18 protein-coding genes and 1 riboswitch are annotated in these 18,052 nt (G+C 31.4%); of the genes, 14 read left to right on the top strand and 4 right to left on the bottom strand.

The window, feature by feature from the left end; all coding sequences use genetic code 11:
- Positions 1-65: 65 nt before the first annotated feature.
- The 6 genes from KPL55_RS09090 to rpsI all read left to right on the top strand — a co-directional run bounded on the left by KPL55_RS09090 (position 66) and on the right by rpsI (position 4,444).
- Positions 66-911: an energy-coupling factor transporter ATPase gene (locus tag KPL55_RS09090; protein ID WP_216306398.1), complete on the top strand. Its 846-nt coding sequence runs from the start codon at positions 66-68 to the stop codon at positions 909-911.
- The gene (locus KPL55_RS09085; RefSeq protein WP_216306397.1) at positions 896-1,750 is read left to right on the top strand and encodes an energy-coupling factor transporter ATPase; all 855 of its coding nucleotides are present in this window, start codon (positions 896-898) and stop codon (positions 1,748-1,750) included. Before KPL55_RS09090 ends, KPL55_RS09085 begins: the two co-directional genes overlap by 16 nt.
- Positions 1,751-1,828: 78 nt before the next feature.
- On the top strand, positions 1,829-2,626 hold the full coding sequence (locus KPL55_RS09080; protein ID WP_216306396.1) for an energy-coupling factor transporter transmembrane component T family protein: 798 nt from the start codon (positions 1,829-1,831) through the stop codon (positions 2,624-2,626).
- A gap of 62 nt (positions 2,627-2,688) precedes the next feature.
- The gene (gene truA, locus KPL55_RS09075) at positions 2,689-3,423 is read left to right on the top strand and encodes a tRNA pseudouridine(38-40) synthase TruA (protein ID WP_216306395.1); all 735 of its coding nucleotides are present in this window, start codon (positions 2,689-2,691) and stop codon (positions 3,421-3,423) included.
- Positions 3,424-3,586: 163 nt separating this feature from the next.
- Positions 3,587-4,027, top strand: a complete 441-nt coding sequence (gene rplM, locus KPL55_RS09070; protein WP_216306394.1) for a 50S ribosomal protein L13 — start codon at positions 3,587-3,589, stop codon at positions 4,025-4,027.
- A 24-nt stretch (positions 4,028-4,051) separates the two neighbouring features.
- Entirely contained in the window at positions 4,052-4,444 is a 393-nt protein-coding gene (rpsI, locus tag KPL55_RS09065) for a 30S ribosomal protein S9 (protein WP_216306393.1), read from the top strand.
- A gap of 72 nt (positions 4,445-4,516) precedes the next feature.
- Here rpsI and KPL55_RS09060 read toward each other — a convergent pair whose 3' ends face one another.
- Positions 4,517-5,167: a superoxide dismutase gene (locus KPL55_RS09060; protein ID WP_216306392.1), complete on the bottom strand. Its 651-nt coding sequence runs from the start codon at positions 5,165-5,167 to the stop codon at positions 4,517-4,519.
- A gap of 153 nt (positions 5,168-5,320) precedes the next feature.
- Here KPL55_RS09060 and cwlD point away from each other — a divergent pair, with 153 nt between their 5' ends.
- Positions 5,321-6,034: an N-acetylmuramoyl-L-alanine amidase CwlD gene (gene cwlD, locus KPL55_RS09055; RefSeq protein WP_216306391.1), complete on the top strand. Its 714-nt coding sequence runs from the start codon at positions 5,321-5,323 to the stop codon at positions 6,032-6,034.
- Positions 6,035-6,113: 79 nt separating this feature from the next.
- Here the strand turns inward: cwlD and KPL55_RS09050 are convergent, their stop codons facing one another.
- Positions 6,114-6,266 carry a hypothetical protein gene (locus KPL55_RS09050; protein WP_216306390.1) on the bottom strand — a complete coding sequence of 51 codons (153 nt, stop codon included), beginning with the start codon at positions 6,264-6,266 and terminating at the stop codon, positions 6,114-6,116.
- A 348-nt stretch (positions 6,267-6,614) separates the two neighbouring features.
- Between KPL55_RS09050 and KPL55_RS09045 the strand changes: the two genes are divergently transcribed.
- A complete protein-coding gene (locus tag KPL55_RS09045) occupies positions 6,615-7,877 on the top strand; it encodes a tetratricopeptide repeat protein (RefSeq protein WP_216306389.1) in 1,263 nt (420 codons plus the stop codon).
- 234 nt (positions 7,878-8,111) lie between these two features.
- Positions 8,112-8,429, top strand: a complete 318-nt coding sequence (gene trxA, locus KPL55_RS09040; RefSeq protein WP_216306388.1) for a thioredoxin — start codon at positions 8,112-8,114, stop codon at positions 8,427-8,429.
- A gap of 64 nt (positions 8,430-8,493) precedes the next feature.
- Here trxA and KPL55_RS09035 read toward each other — a convergent pair whose 3' ends face one another.
- Both KPL55_RS09035 and KPL55_RS09030 read right to left on the bottom strand, forming a co-directional pair.
- On the bottom strand, positions 8,494-9,048 hold the full coding sequence (locus KPL55_RS09035; RefSeq protein WP_216306387.1) for a cell wall hydrolase: 555 nt from the start codon (positions 9,046-9,048) through the stop codon (positions 8,494-8,496).
- Positions 9,049-9,172: riboswitch (cyclic di-AMP (ydaO/yuaA leader) on the bottom strand.
- A 64-nt stretch (positions 9,173-9,236) separates the two neighbouring features.
- Positions 9,237-10,262: a hypothetical protein gene (locus KPL55_RS09030; protein ID WP_216306386.1), complete on the bottom strand. Its 1,026-nt coding sequence runs from the start codon at positions 10,260-10,262 to the stop codon at positions 9,237-9,239.
- A gap of 237 nt (positions 10,263-10,499) precedes the next feature.
- Between KPL55_RS09030 and cdaA the strand changes: the two genes are divergently transcribed.
- The 5 genes from cdaA (at position 10,500) to glmS (ending at position 17,961) form a co-directional block, all read left to right on the top strand.
- Positions 10,500-11,348: a diadenylate cyclase CdaA gene (gene cdaA / locus KPL55_RS09025; RefSeq protein ID WP_216306385.1), complete on the top strand. Its 849-nt coding sequence runs from the start codon at positions 10,500-10,502 to the stop codon at positions 11,346-11,348.
- Positions 11,318-12,619, top strand: a complete 1,302-nt coding sequence (locus tag KPL55_RS09020; protein WP_216306384.1) for a CdaR family protein — start codon at positions 11,318-11,320, stop codon at positions 12,617-12,619. The genes cdaA and KPL55_RS09020 overlap by 31 nt, the downstream gene beginning before the upstream one ends.
- Positions 12,609-14,225, top strand: a complete 1,617-nt coding sequence (locus KPL55_RS09015; protein ID WP_216306383.1) for an NAD(P)/FAD-dependent oxidoreductase — start codon at positions 12,609-12,611, stop codon at positions 14,223-14,225. The genes KPL55_RS09020 and KPL55_RS09015 overlap by 11 nt, the downstream gene beginning before the upstream one ends.
- Before the next feature lie 36 nt (positions 14,226-14,261).
- A complete protein-coding gene (glmM, locus tag KPL55_RS09010) occupies positions 14,262-15,611 on the top strand; it encodes a phosphoglucosamine mutase (protein WP_216306382.1) in 1,350 nt (449 codons plus the stop codon).
- Positions 15,612-16,134: 523 nt separating this feature from the next.
- Entirely contained in the window at positions 16,135-17,961 is a 1,827-nt protein-coding gene (gene glmS, locus KPL55_RS09005; RefSeq protein ID WP_216306381.1) for a glutamine--fructose-6-phosphate transaminase (isomerizing), read from the top strand.
- Positions 17,962-18,052: the final 91 nt, after the last annotated feature.

Below are 18,052 nucleotides of genomic sequence, written 5' to 3'. Positions count from 1 at the left end.
TTAAGTGAATATTTACTTAATCCCCATTTTCATATTTATATTTATAAACGTAGGGAGTGACACTTATGGGTGAAAAAATGGTTATATGTAAGAAACTTGTTTATAAGTACCCCCAAAGTGAAAATGAACAGCCTAAAGTAGCCATAAATGGTTTAGATTTAGAGGTTAATAAGGGTGAATTTTTGGTAGTACTTGGTCATAATGGATCAGGAAAATCCACTTTTGCTAAACATATAAATGCATTGTTAGTTCCATCGGATGGAGAAGTCTATGTTGATGGAATGCGAACTTCCGATGAGAGTAATCTATGGCTTATTAGGAATGTAGCAGGCATGGTGTTTCAAAATCCAGATAATCAAATTGTTGCAACTATTGTTGAAGAGGATGTAGCATTTGGGCCAGAAAACTTAGGAATTGATTCTAAGGAGATTAGAAAAAGGGTTGATGATGCATTAAAAAATGTTCAAATGTATGAATATAGAAAACATGCTCCACATTTACTTTCAGGTGGTCAAAAACAAAGAGTAGCTATTGCTGGGATTCTTGCTATGATGCCTAAGTGTATTGTTTTTGATGAACCAACAGCTATGCTGGATCCATTTGGTAGAAAAGAGGTTATGCGAACTATTAAAGAAATAAACAAGAAATATGGCATAACAATAATATTAATAACTCATAATATGGAAGAGGCAGTAGAGGCGGACCGAATTGTGGTTATGGATAGCGGTAAAGTTGTAATGAATGGGAAACCTAAGGAAATATTTAAAAATGTAGCTGTAATGAAGAAAATAGGATTAGATGTGCCTCAAGTAACAGAACTTGCATATGAGCTTAGACAAAATGGTATTAATATAGGATCAGATATATTAACTATAGATGAGATGGTGAATGCATTATGTCAATTAAAATAGAAAATTTAACATATATATATATGCCAAAAACTCCTTTTGAAAAAAAAGCTATAGATGATGTATCCATAGAAATAAAGCAGGGAGAATTTATAGCACTTATTGGGCATACAGGCTCTGGAAAATCTACACTTATACAACATATAAACGGACTTTTAAAACCGACATCCGGTAGATTATTAATTGATGACATAGATATAACAAAGAAAAATGTGAAACTTACAAATATACGAAAGAAAGTTGGATTAGTATTTCAATATCCTGAATACCAGCTTTTTGAAGAAACTATCGAAAAAGACATTGCTTTTGGACCTCATAACTTAGGTTTAGATAATGATGAAATAAATAAAAGAGTTCAAAGAGCCATGAAGATTGTTGGTCTGGACTATGAAGAGTATAAAGATAAATCACCTTTTGAGATAAGTGGTGGACAAAAGAGAAGAGTAGCTATTGCGGGAGTCATAGCTATGGAGCCAAAGATTTTAATTTTAGATGAACCAACTGCAGGTCTAGATCCAAAAGGTAGAGATGATATTTTAGGTAAGATTCTAGAACTCTATAACCAAAATGATATGACTATAATTTTAGTGTCACATAGTATGGAAGATGTTGCTAAAGTTGCAAATAGAATTTTGGTAATGGATAAAGGTAAGTGTATCTTAGATGGATCTCCTGAGAAGATATTTAGGGAAGTAGAAATATTAGAGAGCGTTGGGCTAGCTGTACCACAGGTTACATATTTAATTAGAGAACTACGTAATAAAGGGTTCGATTTGTCACGCGATATATTTACAATAGAAAAGGCTAAAGAAGAATTGCTTAGAATATTAAAAAAAAACTAGTATAAATCTTCTGCTATAACAAGGTGACATATATATAATAGTAATATGTGCTTTTTACAATACATTGGAGGAATTTGTATGATCAAGGATATTACAATAGGTCAATATATACCAGGGGATTCTTTTGTACATAAGTTGGACTCAAGATTTAAGATACTAATATCTATATTATTTATTGTTAATCTATTTTTGGTAAATAACTTTGAGGGCTACCTATATGTATTGATATTTATTTTAGGAACAATACTAATAGCTAAGCTGTCATTTAAGTATATTTATAATGGTCTTAAGCCGATTTTGGTTTTATTGCTAATTACAGCAATATTAAATATTTTTATGACTAGTGGGAAGGATCTACTTTTTCAATGGGGATTTATAAGTATTTATAAGGAAGGGTTAATGATAGCAGCCTTTATGATTATTAGGCTGGTGTTCTTGATTATGGGTACGTCAATACTAACACTTACAACGTCTCCAATAGAGTTAACTGATGGTATAGAGAGTCTTCTAAACCCATTTAAAAGGATAGGAGTACCTGCTCACGAACTTGCAATGATGATGACTATAGCTTTAAGGTTCATTCCTACGCTTATGGATGAGACTGATAAAATAATGAAAGCACAAATGGCAAGAGGTGCTGACTTTGAGTCTGGAAATTTAATTAGTAGGGCTAAAAGTTTAATTCCTATATTAGTGCCATTATTTATAAGTTCTTTTAGGCGGGCAGATGAACTAGCTATGGCTATGGAATCAAGATGTTATAAGGGTGGAGAAGGAAGAACTAGAATGAAACAATTAAAGATAAGCAATAAAGATTATATTGCAAGTTTTGCGTTTTCACTGCTATTTTTTGTTACTATTTTTAGTAGAACGTAATATTCTAATAAAGAGCAAAGTAGTATTAAATACTAGGTGTAAATAGAAAAGGGCGTGATGTTGTGAGAAATATAAAGCTTATAATAGAATATGATGGAACGAACTATTGTGGATGGCAAAGGCAAAATAATGTCATGACTATAGAGGAAAAAGTAGAAAGAGCTATTGAGGAAATTACAGGTGAAGAAGCCTTAATTACTGGTTCTAGTAGAACAGATGCTGGAGTCCATGCAAAGGGCTATACCGGTAACTTTTATACTAATAGTAAAATAGTACAAGAGAAATTTGCAAGAGCTATTAATAGTAAATTACCTAGAGACATTGTAATACTTAAGGCTATTGACATGCCAATGGAATTCCATTCAAGGTATAATAGCACTGGTAAGGTGTATAGTTACACAATAATAAATAGACGAGAGTATGTTGCAGTAGGTCGTAATTACATATATCATCATCAAAGAATATTAGATGTAGAGGCTATGAAACTAGGGGCTTTATATTTTATAGGGACTCATGATTTTTCTGCATTTAAAAATTTAGGAAGTTCAGTAAAGACATCTGTAAGAACTATATCTCAATTAGATATTATAAAAAATGAAGATATGATTAAAATATATATTGCAGCTGATGGATTCTTATACAATATGGTTAGAATAATAGTTGGGGCATTAATTAGAGTTGGTGAAGGAAAGATAAAACCAAGCGAAATTAATAATATAATAGAGTCAAAAGAGAGATCAAAGGCTGGAAAAGCAGTCCCGGCGAATGGATTATGTTTAGAAGAAGTTTTTTATTAAAATAAATAAATTAAAGTTGCAACATGATGGCTAAAAACATTGACACACCCGGTAGAATGTATTATACTTATAAATGTTTGTATAAATAATCGTGTATAAGATCCACTAGCCCCGGATCTTTAGCATAGAGTTTTAATTGTTAAAAGTTCAGGGAGGGAAAATAATGAATTCAAAATCATACTTAGCAAAACCACTAGAAGTGGAAAGAAAATGGTTCGTTGTAGACGTAGAAGGAAAAGTTTTAGGAAGAGCAGCTAGTCAAATAGCAGCAATATTAAGAGGTAAACATAAACCAACATTTACACCACATGTAGATACAGGTGACTTTGTAATTGTATTAAATGCTGATAAGATAGTTTTAACTGGTAAGAAATTAGACCAAAAAATGTTAAGACATCACTCTTTTTATCCAGGTGGATTAAAAGAAGTTCCATATAGAATCGCATTAGCTAAAAAACCAGAGTTTATTTTTGAAGAAGCAGTAAGAAGAATGCTTCCAAAGGGACCATTAGGTCGTCAAACACTTAAAAAAATGACTGTATACAAAGGTTCAGAACATAACAATGCTGCACAAAACCCAGAAACACTAGTGCTTAAATACTAATTAGATTCGGAAGGAGGAAATACAATGGCAAAGGTTCAATATATAGGAACAGGAAGAAGAAAGAAATCAGTTGCAAGAGTTAGACTTGTACCTGGTGAAGGTAAAATTGTTATAAACAAAAGAAACATAGAGAATTATTTTGGATTAGAAACTTTAATGCTTATAGTAAACCAACCTCTAGTATTAACTGGAACTAAAGATAAATTTGATGTTTTAGTTAACGTACATGGTGGTGGATATACAGGTCAAGCTGGAGCAATAAGACATGGTATTTCTAGATCATTATTAAAAGCCGATGAAACTTTAAGACCAGAACTTAAAAGTGCCGGATTTTTAACAAGAGATCCAAGAATGAAAGAAAGAAAGAAATATGGTCTTAAAAAAGCAAGAAAAGCATCTCAGTTTTCAAAGAGATAATTTTCATGTTATTAAAAACCCTCAAACACTTGTGTTTGAGGGTTTTTATTTTCTAGGAAATAAATAAAGTTATTAGAATAAATTATAAGGGCAGAATCTACGTTGATTCATATCATTATTCATATGCTGAGCCAAAGAAATATATTTTTCAAACCTGTCATTCAAGACGTCCCAATTTATGTTTTCTATAAATGTAGAAATATATTTTTTCCTGTCTGTTCCAAAATCCATAAAGTATGCGTGTTCATAAACATCCATAATCAATATTGGGAAGGATAACCATACGGCACCATTATCGTGTGAGTCACTTCCTATTATATGCAACTTATTGTCAATAGAATCAATGGTAAGAACTGCCCAACCTCTCATGGATACCCCTACATTTGTAAGGTAAGAGATGAATGTATCGTAGGAACCAAATTGATTTATAATTGCATTAAATAAGAGGCCATGTGGTGTGTTATTTCCTCCAGTCATGTTTTCAAAATAAAGATTGTGAAGTTTTACTCCATCTAGTGAATATGTTTCCCCTAGCTTTAAGCTACGCATCTTGGAGTAAGTTGCATTGCTATCAGTATAATTAGCAGGCACATATGGAGTGTTCCAAATTTCATTTAATTTGGTTACGTAACCTGTATACAATTTGTAATGTTCATCAAGTTGTTTTTTTGAAATACCTTTTACTGAATTAAAATCAAATAGTTCAGGCTTTAAATTGTACATCAACTCACCTCTAAAAAATATTATAATACATTACAATATATGTATTATAATTTAATCTGTGTATTTTCTTATAAGTAAAATCAAAAACATATTATAAAATATATACATGTTGAATAAAATTAACACATAGCAATAAATAAAAGGGTGGGTGCATTGAAATACACAAATAAAAGGTTAGTAGCCGTGGTTGTTGTAATAATTTTAGGAATGGCAAGTTTAATAGGTGTGAATATAGGCCTTGCTCATGAAACTATGAGTATAAATGAAGGAAGCAAAACAATACTTATTGATGCAGGGCATGGTGGCATGGACGGTGGAACAAGTTCTAAAAATGGTACTGTGGAGAAGGATATTAATTTAAGTATAGTAAAAAAACTTAAAGTCAGTTTAGAAAAAGCAGGATATAAAGTAGTTATGACAAGAGAGGGAGATGTTGGCCTTTATTCAAATGATGGGACTATAAGACAGAGGTATATTGAAGATTTAAAAAAGAGATGTGATTTAAAAAAATCTAGCAATTGTGACATGCTTATTAGCATACATTTAAATTATTTTACACAGAGTAAATATTATGGAGCGCAAGTATGGTATTCAAACTATAAAGAAAGCTCAACCCTCGCCAGCGTAATTCAGACGAACCTTAGGGAAGAGTTAGATCCTAGTAATAAGAGAGTACAAAAACCTGCTAAAAATGCCTATAGGTTATTAAGAGATTATGACATCATACCAAGTGTTATAGTTGAATGCGGATTTTTATCAAACGATCAAGAGGAACAAAAGTTAAAGACAGATGAATATCAAGGAAAAATTGCAAATTCTTTAAGTAAATCAGTAAGTGATTTCTTTAAAAGTAGTTCTTCGGAGTAAATAATTAAAATGCAATAATGTTAATTAATTTTAAGTTATTATAAAAGAAAAAGACATATTATCCTAAAAGTATGTCTTTTTATCTTTTAACCATAAATTCTGTCGCTGTTATTTTCTCATCAAAATTACCGTAACTAATATGTGTAATTATTCTATAAATAAATATTGAAAGAATTAGTACCAAGACAGCACTAAGAAAATATATTAGTACAGAAAAATTCTTATTTACCATGAATGACCTCCAGTTTCTACATTTATTATTACAAGGTGCACCAATGCATGTTACACTCTATTTAATGGATATACTTACGCCATAAGGAATAATTATATAGATGTACTTATTAACACTCAGGACGGGACGTATGCAACCATGTGATAGATGCTTCCAGATTATCTTTATGTACAGATACCCTTAAAAATAATGTAATTATTATAATGATATGAAAGAATTCATATTTTACTACAAAATATGAATTAATATATATTTTTATTACTCTAATCATGTATAATTATCTTAAATAAAATAAAGCCTATGATACAATTAAAATAATCACAAATATATGGAATAAAAGGTGAACTTATGGATAAGTCAGGGAAAGTATACGTAAAAGCGATGAATAAATATAATGATGGTTATATAGATAAGGCGGTAAGACTTTGTGAGAAAAGTATTTCTCTTAATAATACAAATGCTGCGGCACTAAATTTAAAGGGCATTTTATTTTACATAAAAGGCGATCTAGAAAAGGCTAAACAGACATGGAATATAAATTATAAAAGAAATAATGACAAAGTATCAAAAAAGTATCTAAATGATAGCGTGAGGGATAAGGAAAAATTACAGCTTTATGTGAACGCATTAGAACTAATAAAGCAGCTAAATATAAGTGGTGCACTAAAGCTCCTAGAGCAATGCAAGTCCAGTGACTTTAATTTTATAAACGTAAATAACTATATTAGCGTTTGTTATATAAAGCAAGGAGAATATGATAAAGCATATACTTATATAAAAGAGGTAACACAAGTAGATAAAAAAAACATTCAAGCTATAATTAATAAAAATATATTAATAGAATATGGAAACATAAAGAGAGAAATAAACTATAAAAAAATTTTTATTGCTGCTGCATGTATAGTTTTAACCGTAATTGTAATTTTCCCAGGTAGAAAATATATGTATAAAATGATAGATAACAATAAAACTAAAAGCTTAGTTAAAATAGAAAGTGAAAAATTAGTCGAAGCTAAAGCAAAGGTTGAAGTAGAAAAGCAAAAATCAAATAATAATGATAAAAAATCAATAGAAATCAATTCACAAGAAGCTACTAAGTTTCCATATGAACAATTAGATGAGAGTTTAAAAAAAAGTAACATGGAGTTAATAGTTGGATATGTGAATGCATGGAAGAATACCAAACTGGATATAAATGACAAGCTACTCATTGTAAAAGGAGAAGAAGTTATTAAGAGTAATGGAGTGCCATTTTTTTATGAAAAGGGAATGTCATATATAAAAGACAAAAAGTTTATAGAAGCTCAGAAATATTTTTTATATGCACTGCCATACTCAAATGATAATTATTTACAAGAACATATAGTTTATATGTTAGCACTAGCATATAAAGCTACATCTGATTTTGAAAACGCTATTAAATATTATGAACTTAGTTTGAAACAATCTCCGAGAGGAAGTTACTCGGAAGAAGTTTTATATAATTTAATTACTATAAATAATGAAGTTGATGTAAAAAAATCAAAGAGTTATGCAAAAAAATTAGTTAATCAATTTCCAAATTCACAATATAATAATTCGATAGTAAAAGAAATATTAAAAAAAGATTAAAAAATACAGTTTTTAAGCTGGCATAGAGTTTTTTTAATTTTAATTTGGGTATACTAATATTGATATAAGGGTAAGAAAACTTATAAATTTTGAGGGATTTAATAGAGTGAACAAGAAATTTGAATATTATTGACTAGTATAGTAATATGGTATACAATTATATCAATAATAAATATATAGATACCCTATATGGGTATAATAAAAATTTAAAGTATAATAAATGGAGGTAATAATATGATTAAGGTAGTTAATGATAAGAATTTTAATGAAGAAATTGCAGATTCAGATAACATAGTTGTAGTTGATTTTTGGGCACCTTGGTGTGGACCTTGTAAAATGTTAACTCCAGTAATAGAGGAATTATCAAATGAAATGGGGAAAAATGTGACATTTGCAAAGATAAATGTTGATGAGAGTCCTATAGTAGCTTCTAAATATAAAATCTCAAGTATTCCTACAGTGATGGTATTTAGTAAAGACACAGTTAAAGAAACTATGGTTGGATTTAGACCTAAAGCTGACTTAAAGAAAATAATAGAAAAACATCTATAAAATTAATATTAATAAAATTAGGCAGTTAACTGTAGTTGAATAAACTAAAGTTAACTGCCTAATTTTATTTAACTACAAAGAAAACATGATTGCCGATAGTTTTTATATCATCTTTTTTTATACCCTTCATCCACTGAGACGTGGATATTTCAGGATTATAAAAGAAAACAGCGTTGTGCGTAGGGTCCTTACCTTTTAATGCATCCAGTACCGCATTATAACAGCTAGAATCAGGAACAACGCCAGATTTGCCATTGTGAATTACCTTTCCGTTTTTGACACAAGAAAAGGCGTTTTTTTGATTAATAACACCAGAAATGGATTTTGGGAAATGACCATCGCTAGCGCGATTTAATATAACGGATGCTACTGCAAGTTTACCACTATCAGGCTCACCACAGCTCTCAGCATATACGACTTGCGACATTAAATATATATCGCTGTTAGTAATATATATTGAGTTATTTGATTGGTTAAACACTTCTACAGCCTTTATTTGCTCATTATATAAATCTTTACTTTGTGTTCCTTTTGAATATAATTGTTGACCATTTACTCTTAAACTAGGTAATACTAATAATAACGTTAGCATACAAGATAAAAAAGCAAATTTTTTCATATTATCTCTCCTTTTGCCTACGGAGTTAGCTGACGGGTTCGGGAAAGGTTTAACCTACACAACTAGTGATTCACCCCAAATGCATGGTTCCTCCGTGTTTTTTTTACTTAGGCTAATAATATTGTTACCAAGATCGTGAGAATAATACACTTATTTTTTATAGTAAATGGAAAGTAGTACATAATCGTTTATTCCTTAGCCTTTAACTGAGTATAAACTTTATTAAAATCATTATTGGCACTTTGTACTTTACTAAACAGTCCTGTAGAAGATGTATATAAAGCATCCAATGAGGATGGATCTACAACCGCACTTAAAGCTTGAATTTTTTCACTTGTAAGAGCAATTTTAAAATCTTTTAAATAACTTTCGTAATTATCTATTAGAATCTTAAATGATTCGTAAGTTGGTATAGACGTTGGAGGTACAGATAAACTTTTAAATTCAGTTTGCACTTCGTTTAATTTTGTAAAATCATCATCAACTAGTGACAAAAGGTCGTCATAAGACATCTCTTTTGCTCTCACTTTTGATACATCTGAGTAAAAATTAGTTCTAGAGGCTAGAAAACTTACTGATAATCCATCGATTTTATTTATAAAAACCTGATTTTGTTCTAGTTTTATATCGGTTTCTTTTTTTATCATCACAGCACTATAACTGTAATTAAGTACGTTGCTAATGAAGACTAAAGATGTTTCTGGTAATACTATTTCAATATTATTAATATCTACTAAAGAGTAAAAATTCATGCAGTCATCTCTAAATGTTTTGAGATTTTCTACAGAGGTTCCTACATCATTGCCAGAAGGATTATTTAAAATCGCAAGTGTTTGTCTATATATTAATAAATTTTTATCTAGGCCTGAGCTAAGATTTTCGATGTCTTTTTTATATTTAGAGGTAGGAGTCGAATTTGATAGAGTATCTCTAAGAGCAGATAAATCTTTAATAATAATAGGCAACTGCTGCTTAGCATATTTAACATCTATTGTTTGGTTACTATTGAATTGGGATGTGTTTTTATTAATTTTGTTAATAGTGTTAATATTTGATACTATGGTAACTTTATATGAATCGTATACCCTATTTGCAAAAGTGTAGTAACTAACTAAGAAAATACCTACGACCAGTATGAAAATAGATGGGAAAAACAATATTTTTAATATTTTTTTCTTATTACTAGTATCTATAGTTTTTTTATTTTCACTCAAAAGAACTCACTCCCTTATTATTTCTCTAGTATTCATATATTAACATAATACACTTATTATTCTAGTTTATTTATAGAATTATACATTTTCAGGATTTAAAGCAGTAAATTATTTAATAGGATAACTTTGGTATATAAGCTTAATTGTTATAATAAAATTAACTTATATTATATACTAATAAAGCAAAGCATGGTGTATAATTGTAAATAGGAGTTTCAATGGAGGGGTGTAGGCTTTATGGAAGTATTTAAATTAATGATAAGCACAATCAAAAATATAAGTCCATTTTCAATTTTAGATATATTAGTGGTGGCTTATATATTCTATAAAAGTTATATGCTAATGAAAGAAACAAGAGCTATACAATTATTAAAAGGAATTATTTTTATTTTTGTTCTTATTCCAATAAGCCAATTACTCAACTTAACCATTTTAAATTGGATTTTAAATAAAACAATTACAATTGGTGTCTTGACTATTGTTATTATTTTTCAACCGGAAATAAGAAGGGCACTTGAGCACATAGGGCGGACAGCTTTTACAGATAAACATATATTTGAAGATGAAGAGATAATGGAGAAAGTTATAACGGAGATTGTTAATTCTGTTGAAATATTAGCAAAAAGCAGAACCGGTGCATTAATAGTAATAGAGCAAAAGACAGGTATTGGAGAGATAATTAAAACAGGGACCACATTGGATGCTGTAATATCTTCAGCATTACTCGAAAACATATTTGTTGTTAACACTCCACTTCATGATGGGGCTACTGTAATTAGAAATGATAGAATAATTGCAGCAGGATGTTTTTTGCCTTTAACTAATAATGATGTAATAAGTAAAAAGCTAGGAACACGGCATAGAGCAGCAATAGGAATAACAGAAATGTCAGATGCTCTTACAATTATAGTATCGGAAGAAACAGGGAACATATCTCTTGCAATGAATGGGAGACTTGTAAGGAACTATGACAAAGACAAGCTTAAGAAAATACTTGTCCAAATAATAAAGAGAAGACAAATTAAAAAAATAACTTTAAAGGAGAGAATAAAGTCATGGATAAAGCCAGAAAAGAACAATATATAATCAAAACTTGCTGTGTAATAGCTGCCTTTGTGTTATGGCTTTTTATAACAAGCACTGAAAATCCATTGACTTCCTATAAAATTAAAAGCATACCTGTACAGCTTTTGAATACTGATACATTAACTAGGTCGAACCTTGTTTTAGTCCCAGGTCAGGATTTAACAATAGATTTAAATATTAAAGGAGCTAATAATAGCGTACTTTTGGCCACCAAAGCAGAAAATTTCTCTATAGTGGCAGATTTAGATGCATACGCACTTAAAAGTGGGGAACAAAATATCCCTATTACAATTAAAAAAAGTCCTGATAATATAAATGTAGTTAATGGTGATACTCTTTTTGTAAAAGTCAATTTAGATGAACTTGTTAAAACTAAAGTTTCTATAACTACCAATATAACTGGGGATCCTAGCAATGGATTTTTTGCTTCAGCTCCAGTATTATCACAAACTTCTGCTACGGTATCAGGAGGGTCGAAGTTTGTAAATTTAGTAAAGAAATTAGTGGTAGAAGAAAATATAAAAGGCATGGAATCGGACGTTTCAAAAACATATAAACTTAAACCCATTGATGAATCAGGGGAAGAAGTGAAAAATGTAGTCGTAGACCCAGCTCAAATAGATGTTAAGATTCCAGTAAGTAAGACAAAGTCTGTTGGAGTCTCGGTAAAAACTATAGGTACTTTAAATGAGGCATTTACTTTAGCAAGCACAAAAGTATCGCCAAAACAATTTAATCTGACTGGAAGTGCTGCTGCCCTTGATAAGGTAGAAAATTTAGACACGAAAAATATTGATTTAAGTAAAATAGATAAGAGCACTACAATAAGTACAAAGGTAATAATACCTAGTGGATTAACTTTAGTTAGTGGAACCGATGATGTTAACATTGAAGTTAATTTAGACAAGGTAGTGGTAAAAGATGCAGCTCAGATAGAGAAAGAAGCGGCGGATGTTGCAGCAAATAAGCAAGTGCAAAAGAGTATAAGTCAAGACGTTAAATATGTTAATTTAAATGACTTGTATGAAGCAAAGATTGGGAAGAATAAGGACTTGCTAGTGCTTTCAGGTACTCAGTCGGTTATAGATTCTATGGATCCAAGTAAAATCGCCGCCCAGCTAGATTTAACTAATCTGGTGGAGGGTGAGCACACTGTTTCGGTGAAAGTGTCCGTTCCAGATGGTATAAGTTTAGTATCACAAGACTCGGATAAAATATTAGTAACTATTACGAAAAAACTAACGGAGGTACCGGCAAACAATGGCAATTAGGGTGAATAATATAGTAATAGACATAAATGACTGTGATCCAGATAATATAGATGCTGTAAAAATAAAGGCAGCAAAGATAATGAGAGTTGATTTTAGTGAAATAAAGAGTTTTAGAATAGCTAAAGAATCCATTGATGCTAGGAAGAAAAATAATATTAAGTTTAATTATGCCGCCAGCATTAGAATGGATAATGAAGAAAAAGTAGTAGAAAAAGCAAATAGTAAAGATGTTAAACTTGAAGAAGTTAAGTATGATGCCCAGTTTGAATTTGGAACGCGGAAAATGGAAAGTAGACCCATAATAGTAGGAATGGGACCAGCAGGTATGTTTGCTGGCCTTCTTATGGCGCAGAAGGGTTATAATCCTCTTATTATTGAAAGAGGAGAGCAAGTTGAGAATAGAACAAAAAGCATAAATAAATTTTGGACTAGAGCTGTTCTTAATACTGAATCTAATGTGCAATTTGGTGAAGGAGGAGCAGGAACCTTTTCAGACGGAAAACTAACTACAAGAATAAAGGACACCACTAGATGTGATTTTATTCTAGAGGAATTCGTAAAAGCTGGTGCACCTGGTGAAATAGTGTATGCAGGGAAACCTCACATAGGAACAGATGTGTTAAAAGAAGTTGTAAAAAATATTAGAGAGACTATTATTAAATTAGGTGGAGAAGTAAGATTTAATAGTAAACTTGAAGACATTACAATTAAAGATAAAAAAATTAAAAGCGTAATTGTAAATGGAGAAAAGCTAGCTTGTGATAATTTAATATTGGCAATCGGACATAGTTCTCGCGATACCTATGAAATGTTATATAAAAAAGGCGTGTTTATGTCTAGTAAACCTTTTGCAATGGGAGTTCGAATAGAACATCCTCAGAGTATGATAAATGAAAATCAGTATGGAAAATATGCTAACCATCCAATGTTAAAAGGGGCGGATTACAAACTTACATATACTAGTGAAAAATCTGGTAGAGCAGTATATAGTTTTTGTATGTGCCCAGGTGGTGAGGTTGTAGGGGCAGCGTCCGAGCAAGGGCGTATTGCGATAAATGGTATGAGTGAATATAAGAGAGATAAAAACAATGCAAACTCAGCTATTGTTGTATCAGTAGGGCCTAAAGATTTCGCATCGGATAGTCCATTAGCAGGCATTGAGTTTCAAAGGCATTATGAATCTCTAGCTTATCAAATAGGTGGATCTAACTACAATGCACCGGTACAATTAGTTGGTGATTTTTTAAGTGGTACTGTTAGTAGTGAACTCGGAAGTATAAAACCAAGTTATACGCCTGGATATAAATTTGCTGACCTTACTAAGTGTTTGCCAAGCTACATAACTGATGCTATAAAAGAAGCTTTGCCTAAATTCGATCATAAAATAAACGGATATGCAAGAGAAGATGCAGTTATGACTGGTATTGAAACACGAACTTCAGCACCCTTAAGAATAGATAGAAATGAAAATTTTCAGAGTATATCATTAGAAGGTCTATTTCCAGCAGGAGAAGGAGCTGGATATGCAGGTGGAATAATTTCTGCAGCTGTTGATGGGTTAAAAATTGCAGAAAACATAATGAAGAACTGGAAACCAGCAAAATAAATTTTTATTAAATATAGATGAAAGAGGTAGAAAAATATGAGTAGAATGTTTGGAACAGATGGAGTACGTGGTATAGCAAATACAGAATTAACAGGAGAAATTGCATATAAATTAGGAAGATCAGGGGCTTTTGTACTAACCGATGGAGCGCATAAACCTAAAATTATAGTAGGAATGGATACAAGAGTTTCAGGAGATATGTTAGAAGCAGCAATGGTTGCAGGTATTTTATCTGTAGGAGCGGAGGCTATATGTCTTGGTGTAGTACCAACACCTGCAGTAGCATATTTAACAAGAAAATACGGAGCAGATGCAGGAATTGTTATTTCAGCTTCTCATAACCCGGTAGAATATAACGGAATAAAATTCTTTGATAAAAATGGATTCAAATTATCAGATGAATTAGAGGATACGATTCAAGCAGTTATAGAAAATGGTTTTAAAGATGTACCATCTCCAATAGCAGGAGATTTAGGTAAGAAAACGGTTAACGATAATGCAGTTGAGGATTATATGGAATTCGCCAAATCTACTATTGAAGGTGACTTAAAAGGACTTAAAATAGCTCTAGATTGTGCAAATGGAGCTTCATATATCACTTCAGTAAAAGCTATAAGAGCTCTTGGCGCAGAAGTTTTAGTAATTAATAATGATCCAGATGGAATTAATATAAACAAAGATTGTGGATCAACTCATCCTGAGCATTTAATGGCATTTGTTAAAGAGAATCATTGCGATTTAGGATTAGCTTTCGACGGTGATGCAGATAGGTGTTTAGCAGTGGATGAAAAAGGAAATCTAATAAACGGCGACTTTATGATTGCCATTTGTGCAAAACATTTAAAAAGCATAGGCAAATTAACTAAGGACACAGTAGTTGTAACAGTTATGAGTAATTTGGGTCTTGATATCTCAATGAAGCAAGAGAAAATAATTACTGTAAAAACTAAAGTTGGAGATAGATATGTGCTTGAGAAGATGCAACAAGAAGGATATAGCCTTGGAGGAGAGCAATCAGGCCATGTAATTTTCTTAGACTTTAATACTACAGGTGATGGACTTGTTTCAGGACTACAACTTGCAACTGTAATTAAAGAAACTGGAAAACCACTATCAGAACTTGCATCAATGATGACAGAGCTTCCACAGGTATTAGTTAATGCAACAGTACCAACAGGTAAAAAAGATATACATGAAACTGATAGTGAAATAGTAGAAGAAATAAGAAAAATAGAAGAAAAATTGGATGGTTGTGGCAGAGTGCTTATAAGGCCATCAGGAACAGAACCATTAGTAAGAGTAATGCTTGAAGGTAAAGTACAAAGTCAATTGGATGAAATGGCTCATTCTCTTGCTAAAATGATTGAACAAAAGGCAAACGCGTAAATAAAGTTACAATTTTATAAACTTATTGTTAAAAACATTGACGTTTGTACCATAAAATGAATATAATAGACTGAAAGCTTATGGGAAAGGTTCATAAGTTTTCAGTTTTTCTATTTAAGAATAGATTATTATATAATTCAAGAGAAGGAGGATAGTGGTTGAAGAATTAAAAGCGCCAGGACTAAAATGTAACTTGATAGTTACATTATGAGTTGACGAGGATGGGGAGTATCGAATCTTCGGCGGATGCCCCACGGTAGCGCACTACCGTTAATGGTTGATAAAAGCGAGAAGTGATTTTCGTAACAATTTCAATCTGGTGTTAAAACCTTTAAAAATATTATGGCACCATAGGGTGCCTGGTGAATTAGTATATTTACATTCATGATTATAATTATGTAGTGCAAGGAGTTCATATAAAAAATTATATGAGTATTTCCAATACTATTTTAATTTAGAAAAAATGGGTGAGAAGTATATACTGTGTTTGCTGTGCAATATTAAATTAGAGAGGAAGATGAATATGTGCGGAATAGTTGGATATTTTGGAAATAAAGAGGCTCAACCAATATTAGTGGAGGGTCTTAGAAAATTGGAATATAGAGGATACGATTCAGCAGGAATCGCAGTTATAGATAATGGAGTGTTAAGTGTTACTAAATGCAAGGGAAGACTTGCAAATTTAGAAGCTGAGTTATTAGAAGGACCACTTAAAGGACATGTTGGGATAGGACATACAAGATGGGCTACTCATGGTAAACCATCAGATGAAAATTCTCACCCACATACTAATGAAAAAGAAACTATTAGTGTAGTTCATAATGGGATTATAGAAAATTATATTCATTTAAGAGAATGGTTAATTGAAAAAGGATATAAATTCGTATCTGAAACTGATACTGAAGTTATACCACACCTTGTAGATTACTATTACAAAGGTGATATAGTTGATGCGGTAATGAAGGCCACTACTAAAATGGAAGGTAGTTATGCTATAGCGGTATTATGTAGCGATGAACCAGATAAATTAGTAGCAGTAAGAAAAGATAGTCCATTAATAGTAGGACTTGGAGATAATGAATTTTATGTAGCATCAGATATACCAGCAGTATTGAATCATACAAGAGAAATATATCTATTAGAAGATAATGAATTTGTTGTTATATCAAATGATGGTATAAAACTTATTGATATTGAAGGCGAAACTATAAATAAAGAAGTTTTTCATGTAACTTGGGATGCAGCTGCAGCTGAAAAAGGCGGATACGAGCACTTCATGATAAAAGAAATACATGAACAACCAAAAGCAATCAGAGATACAATGACTTCAAGAATAGTATTAGGAAAGCCTATAACTCTTGATGATATAAATATAACTACAGAGCAAATTAAAAATTTAAATAAAATATATATTGTTGCTTGTGGAACTGCATACCATGCAGGGGCTGTAGGTAAATACGTTATAGAAAAACTTGCAAGAATACCAGTAGAATTAGATATAGCTTCTGAGTTTAAATATAGAGATCCAATAATTGATAAAAATACACTAATGATAGTTATTAGTCAATCAGGAGAAACTGCAGACACAATGTCCGCTTTAAGACTTGCAAAACAAAAGGGTGCAAGAGTTATAGCTGTAACTAATGTTGTAGGTAGCGCAGCTTCTAGAGAAGCAGATGATGTACTATACACATGGGCAGGACCAGAAATAGCAGTAGCATCTACTAAGGCTTATGCAACTCAGCTTATAGCAATGTATATAATCGCTCTATTCTTTGCTCAGAACAAAGAAACTATGAGTATGGATGAAATTGAAGAAATAAAAGCAGCAATGTTAGAGCTTCCAGAAAAAGCTGAAGAAATGTTAAAAGACAAAGAAACGCTTCAGAGATTTACAGCTAAAACTTATATGCACAAAGATATGTTCTTCATAGGACGTGGACTTGATTATGCAGTTGCACTGGAGGGTTCATTAAAACTTAAAGAAGTATCATATATCCATTCAGATGCATATGCCGCAGGAGAGCTTAAACATGGCGCCATAGCACTTATGGAAGAAGGTACCATAGTTATAGCAATGGCTACTCAAGAAGAGCTGTTTGGCAAGATGGTAAGCAATATAAAGGAACTAGCAACTAGAGGAGCAAAAGTATTTGCTTTTGCACCAGTAGGTCATACTGAAATAGAAAAATCAGTTCATTCAGTAACTTATATACCGAAGGTAATTGATATACTAGCACCAGTAATATCAGTAATTCCACTACAATTATTAGCTTATTACATGGCAATTCAAAAGGGCTGCGACGTTGATAAGCCAAGAAATCTTGCAAAATCGGTAACAGTTGAATAAATAATAAAGTATGAATAAATACAAAAAAATGAAGGAATGCGGGAATAATCACCTGCATACCTTCATTTTTTATTCTGAGAATGATAAGTTT

Source organism: Clostridium lacusfryxellense (genome assembly GCF_018861735.1).
In the GTDB taxonomy this organism is placed as follows: Bacteria; Bacillota; Clostridia; order Clostridiales; family Clostridiaceae; genus Clostridium_AD; species Clostridium_AD lacusfryxellense.
Note: the sequence above shows the minus strand (reverse complement) of the source record. Positions and strands in the feature narration are given on the sequence as shown.